Source organism: Candidatus Nitrosopumilus sp. bin_68KS, assembly GCF_054095825.1.
Window position 1 is genome coordinate 23395 of sequence record NZ_JBSWSP010000030.1, and the last position, 17769, is coordinate 41163.

18 protein-coding genes are annotated in these 17769 nt (G+C 33.8%); 7 read left to right on the top strand and 11 right to left on the bottom strand.

The features are described 5' to 3' along the window. Positions 1–24 precede the first annotated feature (24 nt). Together ACW9W3_RS10510 and ACW9W3_RS10515 are read left to right on the top strand one after the other, a co-directional pair. Complete coding sequence (locus ACW9W3_RS10510; RefSeq protein ID WP_457766084.1) at positions 25–246, top strand: hypothetical protein; 222 nt, start codon at positions 25–27, stop codon at positions 244–246. Positions 247–307: 61 nt separating this feature from the next. Continuing rightward, on the top strand, positions 308–889 hold the full coding sequence (locus ACW9W3_RS10515) for a hypothetical protein (RefSeq protein ID WP_457766085.1): 582 nt from the start codon (positions 308–310) through the stop codon (positions 887–889). On the opposite strand, the gene ACW9W3_RS10520 is transcribed toward ACW9W3_RS10515, so the two are convergent. Continuing rightward, positions 886–1584 (bottom strand): hypothetical protein, encoded by a 699-nt coding sequence (locus tag ACW9W3_RS10520; protein ID WP_457766086.1) that lies wholly within the window; start codon positions 1582–1584, stop codon positions 886–888. The genes ACW9W3_RS10515 and ACW9W3_RS10520 overlap by 4 nt on opposite strands. Positions 1585–1688: 104 nt before the next feature. Next, positions 1689–1865, bottom strand: coding sequence for a hypothetical protein (locus tag ACW9W3_RS10525; protein WP_457766087.1), 177 nt, complete (start codon positions 1863–1865; stop codon positions 1689–1691). Between the two features lie 126 nt (positions 1866–1991). Here ACW9W3_RS10525 and ACW9W3_RS10530 point away from each other — a divergent pair, with 126 nt between their 5' ends. After that, positions 1992–2333, top strand: coding sequence for a P-II family nitrogen regulator (locus ACW9W3_RS10530; RefSeq protein WP_457766088.1), 342 nt, complete (start codon positions 1992–1994; stop codon positions 2331–2333). Positions 2334–2477: 144 nt separating this feature from the next. Here ACW9W3_RS10530 and ACW9W3_RS10535 read toward each other — a convergent pair whose 3' ends face one another. The 5 genes from ACW9W3_RS10535 to ACW9W3_RS10555 all read right to left on the bottom strand — a co-directional run bounded on the left by ACW9W3_RS10535 (position 2478) and on the right by ACW9W3_RS10555 (position 10693). Beyond that, positions 2478–2717, bottom strand: coding sequence for an Lrp/AsnC family transcriptional regulator (locus tag ACW9W3_RS10535; RefSeq protein WP_048071573.1), 240 nt, complete (start codon positions 2715–2717; stop codon positions 2478–2480). Between the two features lie 140 nt (positions 2718–2857). Beyond that, positions 2858–3820, bottom strand: a complete 963-nt coding sequence (gene dusB / locus ACW9W3_RS10540) for a tRNA dihydrouridine synthase DusB (protein ID WP_457766089.1) — start codon at positions 3818–3820, stop codon at positions 2858–2860. A gap of 54 nt (positions 3821–3874) precedes the next feature. Continuing rightward, positions 3875–6046, bottom strand: a complete 2172-nt coding sequence (locus tag ACW9W3_RS10545) for a thrombospondin type 3 repeat-containing protein (RefSeq protein ID WP_457766090.1) — start codon at positions 6044–6046, stop codon at positions 3875–3877. Positions 6047–6130: 84 nt separating this feature from the next. Beyond that, on the bottom strand, positions 6131–8302 hold the full coding sequence (locus ACW9W3_RS10550) for a thrombospondin type 3 repeat-containing protein (RefSeq protein ID WP_457766091.1): 2172 nt from the start codon (positions 8300–8302) through the stop codon (positions 6131–6133). A 12-nt stretch (positions 8303–8314) separates the two neighbouring features. Then, positions 8315–10693: a thrombospondin type 3 repeat-containing protein gene (locus ACW9W3_RS10555; protein ID WP_457766108.1), complete on the bottom strand. Its 2379-nt coding sequence runs from the start codon at positions 10691–10693 to the stop codon at positions 8315–8317. A gap of 194 nt (positions 10694–10887) precedes the next feature. Between ACW9W3_RS10555 and twy1 the strand changes: the two genes are divergently transcribed. Next, positions 10888–11916, top strand: coding sequence for a 4-demethylwyosine synthase TYW1 (gene twy1, locus ACW9W3_RS10560; RefSeq protein ID WP_457766092.1), 1029 nt, complete (start codon positions 10888–10890; stop codon positions 11914–11916). Here the strand turns inward: twy1 and rdgB are convergent. After that, the gene (gene rdgB / locus ACW9W3_RS10565) at positions 11894–12442 is read right to left on the bottom strand and encodes an RdgB/HAM1 family non-canonical purine NTP pyrophosphatase (protein WP_457766093.1); all 549 of its coding nucleotides are present in this window, start codon (positions 12440–12442) and stop codon (positions 11894–11896) included. The two genes, twy1 and rdgB, sit on opposite strands and share 23 nt — an antisense overlap. Next, on the bottom strand, positions 12426–13046 hold the full coding sequence (locus tag ACW9W3_RS10570; RefSeq protein ID WP_457766094.1) for a KEOPS complex kinase/ATPase Bud32: 621 nt from the start codon (positions 13044–13046) through the stop codon (positions 12426–12428). Before ACW9W3_RS10570 ends, rdgB begins: the two co-directional genes overlap by 17 nt. A 37-nt stretch (positions 13047–13083) precedes the next feature. On the opposite strand from ACW9W3_RS10570, the gene ACW9W3_RS10575 reads away from it, so the two are divergent. After that, positions 13084–13410 (top strand): hypothetical protein, encoded by a 327-nt coding sequence (locus ACW9W3_RS10575; RefSeq protein WP_457766095.1) that lies wholly within the window; start codon positions 13084–13086, stop codon positions 13408–13410. On the opposite strand, the gene kae1 is transcribed toward ACW9W3_RS10575, so the two are convergent. Continuing rightward, positions 13404–14387 carry a KEOPS complex N(6)-L-threonylcarbamoyladenine synthase Kae1 gene (kae1, locus tag ACW9W3_RS10580; RefSeq protein WP_457766096.1) on the bottom strand — a complete coding sequence of 328 codons (984 nt, stop codon included), beginning with the start codon at positions 14385–14387 and terminating at the stop codon, positions 13404–13406. The genes ACW9W3_RS10575 and kae1 overlap by 7 nt on opposite strands. A 1-nt stretch (position 14388) precedes the next feature. Continuing rightward, a complete protein-coding gene (locus tag ACW9W3_RS10585; RefSeq protein ID WP_457766109.1) occupies positions 14389–15576 on the bottom strand; it encodes a redox-regulated ATPase YchF in 1188 nt (395 codons plus the stop codon). 73 nt (positions 15577–15649) lie between these two features. Here ACW9W3_RS10585 and ACW9W3_RS10590 point away from each other — a divergent pair, with 73 nt between their 5' ends. Together ACW9W3_RS10590 and tgtA are read left to right on the top strand one after the other, a co-directional pair. Further along, on the top strand, positions 15650–16198 hold the full coding sequence (locus ACW9W3_RS10590) for an adenylate kinase family protein (RefSeq protein WP_457766097.1): 549 nt from the start codon (positions 15650–15652) through the stop codon (positions 16196–16198). A gap of 31 nt (positions 16199–16229) precedes the next feature. After that, positions 16230–17741, top strand: coding sequence for a tRNA guanosine(15) transglycosylase TgtA (gene tgtA, locus ACW9W3_RS10595; RefSeq protein WP_457766098.1), 1512 nt, complete (start codon positions 16230–16232; stop codon positions 17739–17741). Positions 17742–17769 lie beyond the last annotated feature (28 nt).

A 17769-nucleotide genomic window follows, 5' to 3' on the forward strand; every position in this document is an offset into this window, starting at 1 on the left:
AGTATATTTTAAAAAAATAAAAAATTGACAGACGATAAATTTAAAGATGAAAAAATAAAGTTAACTCCTAAAACTGGGTTTAACTTAGTTGGGATTGATTATTTTGCAGATTCGGGTGAACAGCTGTATCTAGTAGAGCATTTTGATATGTATCAAGACGCTCTAAATGCTAAAATAGATAAAAAGAATCCTGAAGAATATTTTGTTTTGTATATGGGGACAGGAGAAGAATTTTTCTGCAGATAAATCATAAACTGTACTAATTTTTACAAACTCTCTTATCATTCAGTTTAAAACTTTCAAATTTATGGCCAATGAGACCAGTGATTTGATTGATACATTATATGAAAAGAATAATTCAATTCAATCTGAAAATCTTCCAGAACGAATAATTCGTAAAAGTCCAAAGGCCAAATATCAGATTTTTGATGAGGCAGAATTTACTCGTGGAAGAGAGGTTTTAGGCGATCTTATTGTTCATGGCATGATTGCATCAGGTGGAACAGATATTGATTGGTTAATTGAGCACAAAGGGGGTTTTGTAATCTTGGAATTCAAGGGATTTCACAACGATAAAATCAACATTGCTAAAGGTCAAATGATTGCATATGAAAAATTGCATGAGAAATTAAATCAGTCTACAAAATGTTATCTTTATGTCATAGGATGTGATGATATTGATTTTTCAGATCCGGATTCCACGGTATGGATTTTTGAAATGGGTCAATGGAAAACAGGAGTAATTCCTAAAAATACAAGTGATATTTACAGTGAAGAATCAAGTAAAAAAAATAAATTCATTGTTTATCGGGAATATATGCACGAAGTAAGTGTAGAAAAACTAAGAGATTTAGTTGATTCTCATTGGAAAGAGTTTGAAAAAAATTAGCCTTTAAATGAAAAAGTAATAGATTTTGTTTCTTTTCCATTGTCTACTTTAATTGTATAAGTTCCAGAATATTCCCATCCTTCACCACCAGCAATAGCTAATGTAGAATATTTCCCATTATTTTTTATTGATACTTGTTCTGCCCATACTAGTTCGTTCTTTGAATTTTCAATTGACAAGTTTACAGTTCCAGAGGTATTTGATGTTCCACTAATTGAAATTAAATCTTTTTTGTTGTATGATGTCAAATCAGATTGTATTGATAATGTAACTGGTACAAGAGTTTTTGGGGTTTCTACTTTTTGAGTTACATCAGAAGTTCCACTAAAACTTACAGCAACTGCAATAATTATTACCAAGGCAATACCTGCTATCCCCATAATTGCTTTAGAGTTTTTTGAATTGGAATGAGAAATTTTTGGTATTGTTGATTGAAATGTTTGCGTTTTTTGAAAAGGTAAGGTTTCAGGAAATACAACATCAGGAATTGCTGGTTGTTTTTCAATAGAAGGAGTTTGAATTATTTCAGGTCTTTTTCCCAGATGTTTTTGGGCAAGTTTTTCAACATATGTTCTTTCAAAATTACTAATTACTTCATTATTTTCACAAGCTCGACAAATTTGTTTTAGAATTCTATCATCCCCAAAGTCTTTATCTAAAAGTGCTTTGACATCATCTAGCAAAGAATCATTCATGTATTTTTCTCTCCTATTGATTATTTATGAATACCTTGTTTAAGATTTCGATTGAGTTCTTCTTGAAGATATGAGAATTTAAAATTTCAAAATATTTTTGGAGTTTATCGTGAATAGATTTTTTGGGCTTGAATAATTACTGTTCTAATGTAATCCTTGGCAGTAGAATCAGAAATACCCATCTGTTTTGCTCTAAGATATAGATCATTTTCTTTAGGATTTGTCAAATAGTATTTTAAAAGATAATTCAGCCTATGAGATCTTCGTTCATCACTTTTCATATTCTTACTTTTTTCTAATACTAAAAAGCTCAGTGGATAATGGAATAACCAAGAATCATAATGTATCATAAAATAGGAATAAAAACATATGATCGTTTTTAAACAATACTAAAAAAACAAATGAAAATGAAACGAATTGAGGCAACTATTCAAGCAACCAAAATGGGAGCTGTCACTGAGGCAATTAATGACCTTGTTGGTGGATTTACCATTCTGGAAGGAAAAGGCAGAGGATCTGGAATTCGACAACAAGTCAGATCCGGTAGAGGAACAGGTTCAATAACTAAAGACTACAACTCGGTTGCAACTGTTAGTACAATTGTTGATGACTCAGATGTAGAAAAAATTTCAAACGCAATTGCTGATGCAGCTTTTACAGGAAAAGGTGGAGATGGAATTATCGTTGTAGAAAATGTAGAAAGTGTTTTGAACATTGCATCTAAAAAGAGCGGTTCTGAAGCCCTCTAATTATTTTCTTTTAAAAAATTCTATTTGAAATGTGCTACTGAGAGGTTAACTACTCCTCTCAGTGTGTTATCCCTTTGGGGGACATGTTTTTTGAAGGGATGTTTAGTATTACAATCTAAGTATAAAAGCAAAAGAGATTGAGAATTACTGTTGGCCTTCAATACCCATCAAGGTCAGAGTAGAACGGATTTTTGGAATTTTTCTAATTTTCCAAGTAATAGTTTCACGTAATGCTTCAACTTGACCTGATTCAACTTTGGCAAGTATATCATATGCACCAAACGTACCATGTACTTCAACTACACCTTCAATGGATTTTAATTCTGAGATTACTGCTTCTTCAGAACCAAGCTCACAGTTTATGAGAACATAAGCTGTTGCCAATTATGATTCAACTCCAATTTTCATACATAAAATGTCATTATGAAATATATAAGATTAATCCAAATTGTTTAAAAATTCAATACTAATTATCGATATAATATAAACAAATGTAAAGTAAAATAGAGTAATTTTATAAATTTCTAAGATATAGAATATCCAGCATTCATAATTTTTTCTAATTCAGCAATATTTTGTGATATTGTAATTTTGGAACGAAGTTTTGAACCCCCTTTCATGCCTTTAGTAAACCTCATTGCCTGACTCTTAATATTTGCAAATTTGATTTTATATTTTGTAGTTAGGTGTAGATAATCAAAAAAAGAATCCAATCTATCATTGAAAGAATATTCATGATAAGAGTTTGTTGTAAGATAGTCATTGATTTGTTCAAATAAAAATGGATTGCCCATGGCTCCACGACCAATCATAACATAATCACATCCAGTGTAATCCAACATTTCTTTTGCGTCTTCAGGAGTAGTGATATCCCCATTTCCAACAATTGGAATGCTAGAAATTTCTTTGAGCTCTTTGATCATTTTCCAATCTGCATTTCCAGAATATCCTTGACTAACAGTTCTTGGATGAAGTGTAATCATTTGAATCCCTTCATCTTCTGCAATTTCAGCAATATCTCGAAAAAGAAATTGACTTGCATTAGTAACGCCTGAACGAATCTTCAGAGTTACAGGTTTTTTTACAGCATTAACAAGAGTACTGAAAATTTGTTGAGTTAGGTTGACTTCTTGCAAAAGAGCACCTCCTGCCATTTGTTGAGTAATATGAGGTGCAGGGCAACCCATATTGTAATCAATTATATCAAAATAGGGTTCTACAATCTTTGCAGCTTTTTCTAATGCCATAAGATCAGAACCAAATAATTGAACAGACAGAGGACGTTCTTCTTCAGAATATTCAATGAATTTTTGAATTGTTTGCATATTTTCTTTGAGTTGCTTTTCTTTTGCTATTATACTATGAATGTTAGTAAATTCAGTAACAACAAGCCCAGCTCCCATTTGCTTACACTGTAATCTTAATGCAGGATCACTTACTCCTGCCATAGGAGCTAGAAATGCTTTGGCTAAGAATTTTGGGAGCATAAAATTACTTTACATGATGAATATATTTACCATTTTAAGAAATTTTGATTAATTTTAGTTATCTGGGCAGCCGTCTTCATCTCTGTCACCATCATAATCCTCAGGATCTAGAGGACACAGATCTAGATCGTTAATTATTCCATCAAGATCATCATCATGTACAAATCTCTGTTGCTCAGGTGCAATGTCTGGGCAACCGTCCCAATCTTGATATTTATTCCATGTTTCAGGTTGGTTAGGGCAAGAATCAATTCCATCATGATATCCATCACCATCTGAATCTATTTTTGTCGGAGTTGTTGATTGAGCAGCTAAAACATCAGGACATCCATCCCAATCCAAATATCCATTAAAGTTCTCCTGCTCATCAATACATGCATCTTTTCTATCATCTATTCCATCACCGTCAGTATCTGGGAAAGCAAATGATGAAACACTTGAACCAGTAGCATCAGGACATCCATCCTCATCTTGATAATGGTTGTAAGTTTCAGGCTCTAACGGACATGCATCAGATAAATCAATTATTCCATCTCGGTCAGAATCAAGAGTTGAATGATGATTATCAGGACAACCGTCTTTGTCTTGGAATCCATTGAAAGTTTCAGGTTGGTTTGGACAAGAATCTATGTTGTCAACAATTCCATCACCATCTGAATCAGCTGTTGGTTTATTATCTGAAATTAGATCAGGGCAGCCATCACTATCTTGGAAGTGATTGTAAGTTTCTCTGGATTGAGGACACTGATCAATATTATCTGGAATTCCATCTCGGTCAGAATCTCCAAAAGAGTCATATGCTAAAGTATCTGGACAACCATCTTCATCTTGGAATTGATTATATCTTTCGCCAATTGTTGGACATAAATCAAACATGTCAGGTATTCCATCATAATCAAGATCAGATAATGCTGATTTTGATATTCCAGGAACATCTGGACAACCATCTTTGTCTAGATAATCATTATAGTTTTCAGGTTCATCAATACATGCATCCCATCGATCATCTATTCCATCACCATCAGTATCTGGGAAAATATAAGATGAAACAATAGAAGTGGTTGTGTCAGGACATCCATCTCCATCTTTGAAAAAATTATACGTTTCAGGTTCTAGCGGACATGCATCTAAAGTATTTGGAATGCCATCCATATCAGAATCAAGTGTAGAGTTTAGGTTATCGGGACATCCATCAGAATCCAAAACTCCATTGTAAGTTTCAGGTTGGTTTGGACAATGATCTAAATTATCAACAATTCCATCACCGTCAGAATCATAAGTAGGAGTATTATCGCCAATAAAATCTGGGCAGCCGTCTTCATCTTGGAATTTATTGTATGTTTCTTTGTTGTATGGACAAACATCAAACTGATTTAAAATTCCATCACCGTCAGTATCACCAGATACAGCATATTCAACTTCATCAGGACAACCGTCTTCATCTTGGAAGTTATTAAAATTTTCACGATCTAATGGACACATATCTACTGAATCAAGAATGCTATCATAATCAGAATCAATTAATCCATTAGCTGATGCACCAAGAACATCAAAACAGCCGTCCCAATCTAAATAACCATTATAGTTTTCAGGTTGGTTTAAGCATTGATCCCATCTATCATCGATTCCATCACCGTCAGTATCTGGAAAATTATATGGTGAATACACATCATCTACAGTATCAGGACAGCCGTCTTTGTCTAAGTAAAAATTATAAGTTTCAGATTCTAGTGGGCATTCATCAATTGAATCAGAAATACCGTCTCTATCAGAATCCCTCAAACTAGAAGCATCATCAGGACAGCCGTCCTTATCATCAAGGCCATTGAAAGTTTCTGGTTGGTTTGGACAAGAATCCATGTAATCAGGATAACCGTCATTATCAGTATCAGCTATTACTTTTCCAGAATCTGGAGATAAATCTGGGCAGCCGTCTTCATCTTGGAATTTATTGTAAGTTTCTTTGACAGTTGGACAGCCATCTATATGATCTTGAATTCCATCATAATCAACGTCATACCATGGAACAAAGTCAGCAGGACAACCATCTATGTTATTTCCATATTGTGGATCATAATCCTCTTTAAGATTAGGACAAAAATCAATCGAGTTTGGAACCCCATCACCGTCAGTATCAATTTGTTCATTTCCATAAACACTACCCGGTAACATACCAATCGTAGAAGTAAGTAAAAGTAAAAATCCTAAAATAAACTGTTTTTCCATTCTATGACTCCGCTATTATCAAGTATTTATTAAGTCTCGCGTTAAATACATTCTTTTTAGAAATTAAAAATCAAAGAATAGATTCTATGGATCTGGGCAGCCGTCTTCATCTCTGTCACCATCATAATCCTCAGGATCTTTAGGACACAAATCTAGATCATTAATTATTCCATCAAGATCATCATCATGGACAAATCTCTGTTGTTCAGGTGCAATATCTGGACAACCGTCCCAATCTAGATACTTGTTCCATGTTTCAGGTTTGTTTGGACAAGAATCAAGTACATCAGGGTAGCCATCACGATCTGAATCAGCATATACTGGTGTTGTTGATTCAGCACCAAGAATGTCTGGGCAGCCGTCTTTGTCTAAATAACCATTATAGTTTTCTGGTTCATCAATACATGAATCCCATCTGTCTTCGATTCCATCACCGTCAGTATCTGGGAATTGATATTGTAAGGTAGTTGAATCAGCAGTATCTGGACAACCGTCCCAATCTTGGAATTTGTTGTAAGTTTCAGGTTGCAATGGACAATCATCGAAGATATTTGGAATTCCATCCATATCAGAATCTAATGAAGAGTTAAGTCTGTCTGGACAACCATCTTTGTCTTGGAATCCATTGTAAATTTCGGGTTGGTTTGGACAAGAATCTAAGTTATCAATAATTCCATCACCGTCAGTATCAAATGCAAATTTGTTGTCTGCTACATAATCAGGACAGCCATCAGAGTCTTGGAATTTATTGTAAGTTTCTTTAGCAAATGGACATTGATCTAAATCATCATAGATCCCATCAAAATCAGCGTCAGCTACTGTTTGGAAATCAACACTGTCTGGGCAGCCGTCTTCATCTTGGAATTTATTATATCTCTCAGCAATTGTAGGACATTCATCTAGATGATCTGCTATTCCGTCATAGTCAGCATCAAGCATATCACCAGCAGTTGTTCCTTTAATGTCTGGACAACCATCCCAATCTAAATAATCATTATAGTTTTCTGGTTCATCAATACATGAATCCCATCTGTCTTCGATTCCATCACCGTCAGTATCTGGGAATTGATATTGTAAGGTAGTTGAATTAGCAATATCTGGGCAGCCGTCTAAGTCTTGGTATCTATTGTAGGTTTCAGGTTGCAATGGACAATCATCGTCTACATCTAGTATTCCATCCCTATCAGTATCCAATTTAGAATCAAAACTGTCTGGACAACCATCTTTGTCTTGGAATCCATTGTAAATTTCGGGTTGGTTTGGACAAGAATCTAAGTTATCAATAATTCCATCACCGTCAGTATCAAATGCAAATTTGTTGTCTGCTACATAATCAGGACAGCCATCAGAGTCTTGGAATTTATTGTAAGTTTCAGGACTAAATGGACATAAATCATTTTGATCTAAAATCCCGTCACCGTCAACATCACCAACTGTTTTGTAAATAATACTGTCAGGACAACCGTCTGAATCTTGGAATTTGTTGTAATTTTCACGATCTAATGGACATTCATCTTTATCATCTGGAATACCATCATAATCAGCGTCAGGTGCTTCCAAAGAATTGACACCAGGGATGTCGGGACAACCATCCCAATCTAAATAATCATTATAGTTTTCGGGTTCATCAATACATGAATCCCACCTATCAATAATTCCATCACCGTCAGTATCTGGGAATTGATATTGTAAAATTGTAGAATCAGTGGTATCAGGGCAACCGTCTAAGTCTTGGTATCTATTATAAGTTTCAGGTTCTAATGGACACTCGTCTAAAGTATCAGAAATACCATCTCTATCAGTATCCCTTATTGTTTTATAATTATCAGGGCAGCCGTCTTTATCATCAATTCCATTGAATGTTTCAGGTTGGTTTGGACAAGAATCCATGTAATCAGGATAACCGTCATTATCAGTATCAGCTATTTGTTGGGAAGCATAAATTGATAAATCAGGGCAACCATCTTCATCCAAGATTTTATTGTAAGTTTCTTTAACTGTAGGACAATCATCGATATGATCTTCTACACCATCATAATCAGCATCATACCATGGAACAAAGTCAGCAGGGCAACCGTCTATGTTATTTCCATATTGTGGATCATAATCCTCTTTAAGATTAGGGCATTGATCGATATTATTTGGGACACCGTCTCCATCAGTATCAATTCCCGGAGCAGCAGAAATACTACTTGGCAACATACCAATGGTTGAAGTAAGTAAAATCAAAAATCCTAAAAGAAATTGTTTATTCATGTTCAGACACTCCTAATTGTCAGGGCATCCATCAGAATCAGTATCTCCATCATAATCTTCAGGTTCTAGAGGACAGAAATCATAGTCGTTAGGAATACCATCCAAATCAGAATCATGCTTGAATCTTGATTGTTCAGGAGCAATATCTGGGCAACCGTCACTATCTAGATACTTGTTCCAAGTTTCTTTGTCAGTAGGACACATATCATTATCATCAAATATTCCATCACCATCAGTATCTATTCTAAGATTTCCAATTGGTAATGTGTCAGGACAACCATCATAATCAACATAATTGTTCCAAACTTCATTTTGTTTTGGACACAAATCCATTACATCAGGTACACCATCTCCATCAGTATCAGGTTGTGTATCATCAACATCAGGACATCCATCTTCATCTTGGAATCCATTATAGTTTTCAGCTACTAGTGGACAGTCATCATAGACATCATTTATGCCATCATTATCAGTATCAACTACAAATGATTTTGAGACAGTGTCTGGACAACCGTCATCATCTTGGAATTTATTATAAGTTTCTTTAGCTGTTGGACATGCATCAATTGCGTCTGGAATACCATCTAGATCACGATCGTTCTTTCCAATGTAATTGTCTGGACAACCGTCTCTATCAAGAATTCCATTATAGGTTTCTGGTTGGTTTGGACAATGATCATTGTAATCATTAATTCCATCACCGTCTGTATCTGGAATTCCTTTGTTATCTGCAACAGAGTCAGGGCAGCCGTCTTCATCTTGGAATTTATTGTAAGTTTCTGGAGCTAATGGACATTGATCTTTTGAATCAACGATTCCATCATAATCAGAATCTAAGCTTGTAATATAATCAGGGTAATCAGGGCAACCGTCTTCATCTTGGAATCCGTTGTATCGTTCTCTATCAAGTGGGCATTGATCTACTGAATCTAAAATACTATCAAAGTCAGAATCAAATTCTGATGGATTATCAGGACAACCATCATGATCTTGATATCTATTCCAAGTTTCAGGAGATGTAGGACATTGATCTAAATCATCTCTAATTCCATCACCATCTGAATCTAATACTGCAACATCAGGACAACCGTCTAAATCTTGATATCCATTTACAGTTTCAGGTTGAAGTGGACATTTATCTCTCAAATCAGGAATTCCATCTCTATCAAAGTCAAAGTTTCCTAATCCAGAAACACTATCAGGACAACCGTCTTCATCTTGGAATCCATTGTAAGTCTCTTTAGCAGTTGGACATTTGTCTATACCATCTGGAACTCCATCTCTATCTCTGTCTTGTGTAGATAATGTATCAGGACAACCGTCTCTATCAAATACACCATTGAAAGTTTCTGGTTGGTTTGGACAAAGATCAACATAATCATTAATTCCGTCACCGTCAGTGTCGGGCATTCCTTTGTCAACACCAACAAAGTCAGGACAACCATCATTGTCTTGGAATCTATTGTAAGTTTCCTTTACGTCAGGACATTGATCAATACTATTTGGAATTCCATCAAGATCAGAATCAAGATCACTTGAATAAGGAGGAATATCTGGACAACCATCTTCATCTTGGAATCCATTGTATCGTTCTGGTTCTAATGGACAAACATCATCAATATCTTTTATTCTATCACCATCTGCATCATTTAGAACTCCATCTAATACAGGAGCTGAATCAGGACAACCATCATAATCTGCAAATCTATTGAAAGTTTCTGGTTGGTTTGGACAAATATCAAACTTGTCTGCAATTCCGTCACCATCTTTATCATTAAAGGTAGTATCTAAAACAACATCAGGACAGCCATCTGTGTCTCTGTACCCGTTATACACTTCAGGTTCTTTTGGACATAAATCAATTTTATCGGCAATACCATCATTATCTGAATCAATAAAAGCTGAACCTGTTACAGTGTCAGGACAACCATCTTCATCTTGGAATCTATTGTAAGTCTCAGCACTTAGTGGACATTTATCAACAGCATCTGGAACTCCATCTCTATCTCTATCACCAGAACCAAAATCATCAGGACAACCGTCTGTGTCTAAGACACCATTGAAAGTTTCTGGTTGGTTTGGACAATTATCAACCAAGTCAACAATTCCATCTCCATCTGTATCAGCTAATCCACCTGGTCCTCCATCAGGAGAGTAATCTGGGCAACCATCTTCATCTTGGAATTTATTGTATCTCTCTTTAAGAGTCGGACATTGATCAAGATGATCTTCTATTCCATCAAAGTCTTCATCATACCATGGGACAAAGTTTGATGGACAACCATCAATTGCACCTTCATAATCTTCTCGCAGATTAGGACAAGCATCAATTGAATCATCAACACCATCTTTATCCAAGTCATCATCAGCAAAAGCTGGGCTGATAGGCATGCTGGTTAATGTAGTGATAAGCAACAATAGGAACGGTAAAATGTGTATTTTTTTCAATGCCTAAAATTACCCAGAGGATCCAGTAATTAAACCTCACTCTGAAATCGGCTCAGATTTTTAATAATTCTGGAAATATTTTCCATCTTGGAGAAAAACTCGATCAATTTAAGTAAACCAGAACAAGAATTGGAATAATGAGTTGTTCAGGCGAAGTAGTTGAAGCAGATGATCCATTAATTCAGATCAAGCCTGCAATCTCTGCGCAATTAAAAAAAGCAAAGTACGGTGTTGCAGATCATTCCACAGTAGAATTATGTCATTGGACAAAAAAATCATTCAAGCATGAAGGAAGCTGTTACAAACACAAATTTTATGGAATTTCAACTCACAGATGTATGGAATTTTCTCCAGCTGGAATGCATTGTGAGAATCGTTGTGTATATTGTTGGAGACCCATGGAATTTTATGATTCAATGAAAATGGAACCAGAACAAGTTGCAGAACCAAAAGAGATTTTGACAAAACTAATGGCTGAAAGAAAAAAACTGATCAACGGATACTATGGAGATTCTAGAAATGATAAACAGAGATTAGATGAATCATTGCTTCCAAGTCATTACGCAATTTCTTTATCGGGTGAACCAACAATGTATCCAAAATTACCTGAATTAATCAAATATCTAAATTCACTAGAGGCAACAAAATCAATTTTCCTTGTAACAAATGGGCAAGAACCAGACATGATTCAAAAATTACAAGATGAAGACGCATTACCGACTCAATTGTATTTGTCAACAAACGCTGCAGATTATGAATCATTTATCAGTATTAACAAGCCAAAATACGATGACTCTTGGGAGAGATGGAATAGAACTTTAGATATGTTAAAGGATCTGAATACAAGAACAGTACTAAGGATTACATTAATCAGAAATTATAATGACCAAAAAGAAACGATTCCAGCATTTGCTGAAATGTTTAGAAAAGCTAGCCCTCACTTTATTGAATTAAAATCATATATGCATATTGGACGTTCTACCAACAGATTAGAACATGAAAATATGTTAGAAATGGAAGAAGTAAAAAAATTTAGTGAAGAAATTGCAAAACAAAGTAAGATATTTTCAATAATGGATGAAAGTATAGTATCAAGAATTTCAATCTTACAAAATAATGAACGATATATTGATCGTTTTATTCCTACTTATGCAAATACCAATTAGAAAATTTTTTCAAAGCTTTGTATCTATGAGATAATTTATTTTTTTCATTAATTTCAGCAAACGTTTTTTGTGAATTTTTTGGAATAAAAATTGGATCATATCCCCAACCTTTTCCTTTTATGGATTTAGATATAGTGCCATCTAGTTTTGCATTAAAGGATTGTAAATTTGTTTTATCACAATATGTAATGATTGAAACAAATTTTGCTTTTCTGTTATTTTTTAACAGATTAAGAATTCCATCATTACCAATAGTTTTGAAAACATATGATGAATAAGGTCCAGGAAATCCAGACAATGAATTAATGAATAACCCATCATCTTCAATAATTACAGGTTTTTTAAATTTTGAAAATGCATCTTTTGCTTTTCGAAGTGCTATGTCATCAAGTGAATTTGATTGAAGTTCTTCCAACTCTGATTTTAGAAAACCAAGTTTGATTCCAAAAGTTTCTAAAATGCTTTTAGCTTCTGAATATTTGTGATCATTTGAAGATACAAAGAATAGATCAAACGACTTCTGCATATCTACCACGACTTTCAATCTCTGCTACCAATTTAGTGATTTTTGTATGATATGAATTACCCACTACAGATTTGTAACCTAGAAGAAATTTCTTCCAAGCATTTTTCATAATTTTAGCATGAGCGCTGTTAAGAATTTCCTTGATTAGTCTCAAATCAACTGCATGATCTTCAGGTTTTATTGTATTTTGAGATAATCCAAAATCAATGACATAAACTAGATTTTCGAATAGAATAAAGTTTGAGGTGGTTAAATCACCATGCATGATTCCGTTTTGATGTAATTTCCCAACTAGCTTACCAATTTCTTTTGATAGTTTAATAATTTTAGATTCAGATAAATCATGAACAGGAGTTCCAGGAATTTCTTGCATTATGATATATGATTTTTCTAAATTAACAAAATAAACTAAGGGTGTTGGTATTTGAAAGGTTCTAGCATGAGATATCATTTGCGATTCTTTAATTGTTCTTTGTTTACGAATTTTTGCATCAAGTGAAGAATTACGATAATTTTTTACTTTTCGAATTTTTAAAATTGCTTTAGAGTTTTGCCACATAGTTTGATAGATATCAGCTTCTGCACCTTTTTTGATTAATTTCATTAACGTTATATCCTGAGGGATTCAATAAAAATTAATCATGGAAAAAGGGGAAAATAAAATAAAACAAGAGGATTGTGCTGAAGACAATTTAGGAGCTGGAATTCTAACATTAACAAATAAGAGATTAGCATTTGACAAAACTAATGCAAGAATTATGGATTTTTCAAAACATTTTGGAGACACCATATTAGATATCAAATTAGATGATGTCATTAAAGTATGGAAAGAAGGATTACTAATGAAAAAAGTATGTTTTAGTGCAAAAACAAATGATGGTGAACAAACTTTCAAGTTCGGAGTTTTTAATACAAAAGATTGGAATAAAACTATTGAAAAACAGATAGAAGAATACAAAAATCAATAATTAACTTTGACAGTATCCAATCTCCAAGATTGAGTTACAAAAGTATCTTGTAAAGAAGAGCCTGATTTTACTTGAGATTCTAAAAGACCAGTCCAACAAATTTGACTACCGCAATCTCCCGCATAACGTAATGGGACTACAAAAAACTTGGAATTATGACGTTTACAAACATCTTTGAGCATTTCAGACAATCTTTTGTTAGCTGCAACTCCTCCCACTATCATTAATTCTCTTTTCTGAGTAAATGACAATGCACGTTCAACAGCTTCACTAATCATTGCAAAAGCAGTTTCTTGTAACGAATAACACGCATCGATTTTACTTTTTTTTGCAACAGATTTTGTTGCAGATAATAAACCTGAAAAGGAGACATCATTTCCTTTTACAGAATATGGTAGAGTAACATAGTTTGATGATGTAGATGCCAGTTCTTCAATATTTTTTCCACAAGGCGAAGGAAATCCAATTGATCTTCCAAATTGATCAAGTAATTGTCCAAGTGTAATATCAAGAGTTTCACCGAAAACCCTCCATTGTTTATTTAAAAATGCCAAAAGCATTGTATGTCCTCCAGATACCAAAAGCACCAGTGGGTTTGATGCACCAGTAAGTAATTTTCCTAATTCAATGTGTCCTATTGCATGATTTACAGGATAAATTGGAATTTTATAAAAAGAAGACAAAGACCTTGCAACAACAGCACCTACACGTAAACATGGACCCAATCCAGGTCCTGCAGCATACGAAATGATATCTAAATCTTTAATGGATAAATTTGCTTCTTTTAGACATTCAGACAATATAGATGAGCTGTGTTCAATGTGATGGCGTGATGCCTCACGTGGGTGAATTCCCTCCCCATCTGCAGGACGGTAAATTTTTCTAACATCTGAAAGAATTTTACCCTTTTTTCCTTTTTTTTCAATTATTGCGCAAGAAAAAGTGTGAGCAGTGCTTTCAATTCCTAAACCTAACATATTATCCACGACTTAGTGTTGATACAATTTTGATGACATCGCCATTTTTTAGTTTTTGATCACCGCTGATTCTTTGCTTTGTTTTACAATCAATTGCATGTAAAAATCCTTTTGCAATATCCGCATGAATTAAACTTGCTAAATCTTTTGCAGTCGAATCCAGAGGAAGTAATTTAGTATCAGGCAAAACTACACCATCTTTGTTAGTTAGTTTGGTTTCATCTTCAACTGGATATACTACAATGAATTTTAATGAATCAAAAACTGCAGTATTTAGAATTTTTTGTATTCCAGTTGATTGGATTTTAGAAAAAATTGACTTTACTAAATCCAGTGCTTTTTGTTGCGGAGGTGGAATTTCTTTTCCATCAGGAATGGTAAAACTTGTGTCACCTGAAGAATAATTTACAATTCCAGCTTTTGATGCTTTTCGTAATAATAATTCGGTCTCAGCACTACATGGAATTACACAATCAGATATTTTATCAATGATGCTAAGATCAGTACATAAATCCGCTTTATTTGCGGCAATAATCATCGGTTTTGTATTTTTTCTCAACTCTTTGACAAAGGTTTGGATATCAGAATCTTGCCATTCCTTTGGATTTTTAGCCATAAACCCAAGTTTTTGCAATACTTCTTGTACTTGAAAATCTTTAATTCCTAAACCAGTAAATCGTTTTGCAATGCCGTCAGTAAGTTTTGCTCTTTTTTGATCTATTTCGCGAGTAATCTTATCCCATTCTCTTTTTAGAATATCTGCAAACCATTGATCAAATTCATCTTGAACAAATGCTACATCTTCTAAAGGATCATGAGTTCCAACTGGAACTGGTTGTCCTTGAATGTCAGTAGTACCTGCAATGTCAACTACGTGAATCAAGACTTCAGCTTGTCTTGCATCATCAAGGAATTGATTTCCCAATCCTTTTCCTTCATGAGCCCCTGGAACTAATCCTGCAACATCAATTAGCTTGACAGGAATAAGACGTGTTCCATTTATACAATAATCATTTTCATGTTTAATCCCAAAATGTTTGCATGCACAATCAGATTTAACATATGCCACACCAATATTTGGCTCAATAGTTGTAAAGGGGAAATTGCCTGATGCTACAGGAGTTTGAGTTGCTGCAGAGAAAAATGTAGATTTTCCAACATTTGCTTTACCTAATAAACCAATTTGCAATATTGTCAAAAACACAATTCTACTTATTAGTATTGCAGAAATCGTTTAATCTGGTTCATGATGATTTTATATCATGTCAATAGTAATAACTGGAAATCCAGGTGTAGGAAAACATACAGTTGCAGAAAAAATTGCCAAGAGATTAGAATTACCCATTATCGATATTAATAAAATCGCAAAAGAGTCAGGATTATTTGAAGAAAATGAGGATGTAAATGATGTTGATACTGATAAGCTAAAAAAAATACTAGGACAAAAGATTTCTGATTGTAATTTGATTGTTGGACATTTAGCACCATATGTGTTAGATAAAAACCAAGTAAAAATAATGATTGTTTTAAGAAGGAGCCCATATGATTTGATTACAGTATACAAAAATCGAAAATATTCTGATAAAAAAATTAAAGATAATACAGGGAGCGAAATATTGGGAATTATTGCACATGATGCAATTAATAGATTCGAAGAAAAGACAGTTCAAATGAACATCACAGGTAAAACCATTGAAGAAAGTGAAGAAATTGTCATATCTATAATTTCCACCAACAAAGGAAATGAAGATGTAGATTGGCTTGATTTAGTTACAAAAAATAATGATTTGAAAAAATTTTTTGCTGATTGATTAAATAACGCCTTTAAAACTATAAAATTACTTGTTTGAAATATCAAAAACGGATTTAGCTGGAAGAATTGGAACGCTATACACAAATCATGGTAAAATTGAGACGCCAGCATATGTTCCAGTAATTCATCCAGTTAAACAGACTATTCCATCAAAAAAAATCCGTGAAATTGGTTTTGATTTAGTTATTACAAATGCATACATTACAAGAAACAATTATGGTAATGATGCCATTAAGAAAGGAATACACAAGATAATAGATTTTGATGGTGCAATAATGACGGATTCTGGAGGATATCAGGTTTTAGAATATGGCGATGTTAAAGTCACACCTCCAGAAATGGCAAAATTTGAAAAGGGGATCTTGACTGACTTTGCCATTCCACTTGATAAGCCAACTGGATATGGAATGCCAATTAAAAAAGCAGAAGCATATGTCAAACACACACTCGAAGTCTCAAAACAAACACTTGAGAGCAGTGAAAAAAATGGTCAAATTTGGATTGGTCCAATTCAAGGAGGGGAACATTTTGAACTTGTTGCAAAATCTACAAAGAGTTTAGTCAAGATTGGTTTTCAAATGCTGGCATTAGGTAGTCCTGTTGAGTTTATGGAATCATACGAATATAGATTATTAGCCCAGATGATTGTTGCTGCAAAAAAACAGATGCCTCATTCAATACCTTTGCATCTTTTTGGTGCAGGTCATCCTCTAACAATCCCATTTGCAATAGCATTGGGTTGCGATACGTTTGATTCAGCCTCATACATGCTGTATGCTAAAAAATCAAGATACATTACTGATGATGGAACCAGATATTTGTCAGATATTACAGTATTTCCTTGCAATTGTGAAATCTGTTCAAAGTATTCACCAGATGAACTACGTAATCTCGATGAAGTTCAGAGAACAAATGAATTAGCAATACACAACCTGCATGCAATCAAGCTAGAAGTTGATAGAGTAAAACAGGCAATTCATGAGGGTAGATTATGGGAATATGTAATCAAGAAAGCAAGAGCTCATCCCAAATTATTTGAGATGATTGAGGTAATGATTGAAAACTCTGAATTTCTTGGATTGGGAACACCAAAATTTAAAGAAAAAGCCATTTTCTTATTCTCTAAAGAGGATCAACATCGGCCAGAAGTTCAATCATATCATGAAATAGTTAGAAAATTCAAATCAAAGAAAAAGAAGCTGATCATTACAAAAGAATCAAGTACAAAACCAGGTTATTTATCAAATCAATATTTGGGATTAAAAAGAAAATTCAAAGAATTTGATTCATTCCAAGTATGTCAATACAACGCCATTTTGGGATTAATTCCAATTGAGATTTCAGATATATTTCCTGCAGCACATCATGAAACTGCTAGAATTGATTTTGAACCAAAAGAATTCCCAATTTTTGAAAAAACATGGAATGAATTTTTTGCAAACAACAAGTTTTCAGAAATTCATTATGACAAAAAAGATAATTTTCTAAAATATTTTGTAAAAACAATTCCAAAAGAAATCAAGCGAAAATCATTTGCTTAATTAAAAATAAGAAAAAAGAATGTGCTAA

Bases quoted from the DNA above. Each gene is read 5' to 3' on its own strand.
- dusB (WP_457766089.1), bottom strand. From the start codon at position 3,820: ATGCTCCCAAAATTCTTAGCCAAAGCATTTCTAGCTCCTATGGCAGGA.
- ACW9W3_RS10555 (WP_457766108.1), bottom strand. From the start codon at position 10,693: ATGCCTATCAGCCCAGCTTTTGCTGATGATGACTTGGATAAAGATGGT.
- kae1 (WP_457766096.1), bottom strand. From the start codon at position 14,387: ATGTTAGGTTTAGGAATTGAAAGCACTGCTCACACTTTTTCTTGCGCA.
- twy1 (WP_457766092.1), top strand. From the start codon at position 10,888: ATGAGTTGTTCAGGCGAAGTAGTTGAAGCAGATGATCCATTAATTCAG.
- ACW9W3_RS10515 (WP_457766085.1), top strand. From the start codon at position 308: ATGGCCAATGAGACCAGTGATTTGATTGATACATTATATGAAAAGAAT.
- ACW9W3_RS10525 (WP_457766087.1), bottom strand. From the start codon at position 1,865: ATGAAAAGTGATGAACGAAGATCTCATAGGCTGAATTATCTTTTAAAA.
- ACW9W3_RS10570 (WP_457766094.1), bottom strand. From the start codon at position 13,046: ATGAAATTAATCAAAAAAGGTGCAGAAGCTGATATCTATCAAACTATG.
- rdgB (WP_457766093.1), bottom strand. From the start codon at position 12,442: ATGCAGAAGTCGTTTGATCTATTCTTTGTATCTTCAAATGATCACAAA.
- ACW9W3_RS10575 (WP_457766095.1), top strand. From the start codon at position 13,084: ATGGAAAAAGGGGAAAATAAAATAAAACAAGAGGATTGTGCTGAAGAC.
- ACW9W3_RS10590 (WP_457766097.1), top strand. From the start codon at position 15,650: ATGTCAATAGTAATAACTGGAAATCCAGGTGTAGGAAAACATACAGTT.
- ACW9W3_RS10520 (WP_457766086.1), bottom strand. From the start codon at position 1,584: ATGAATGATTCTTTGCTAGATGATGTCAAAGCACTTTTAGATAAAGAC.
- ACW9W3_RS10530 (WP_457766088.1), top strand. From the start codon at position 1,992: ATGAAACGAATTGAGGCAACTATTCAAGCAACCAAAATGGGAGCTGTC.
- ACW9W3_RS10550 (WP_457766091.1), bottom strand. From the start codon at position 8,302: ATGAATAAACAATTTCTTTTAGGATTTTTGATTTTACTTACTTCAACC.
- ACW9W3_RS10545 (WP_457766090.1), bottom strand. From the start codon at position 6,046: ATGGAAAAACAGTTTATTTTAGGATTTTTACTTTTACTTACTTCTACG.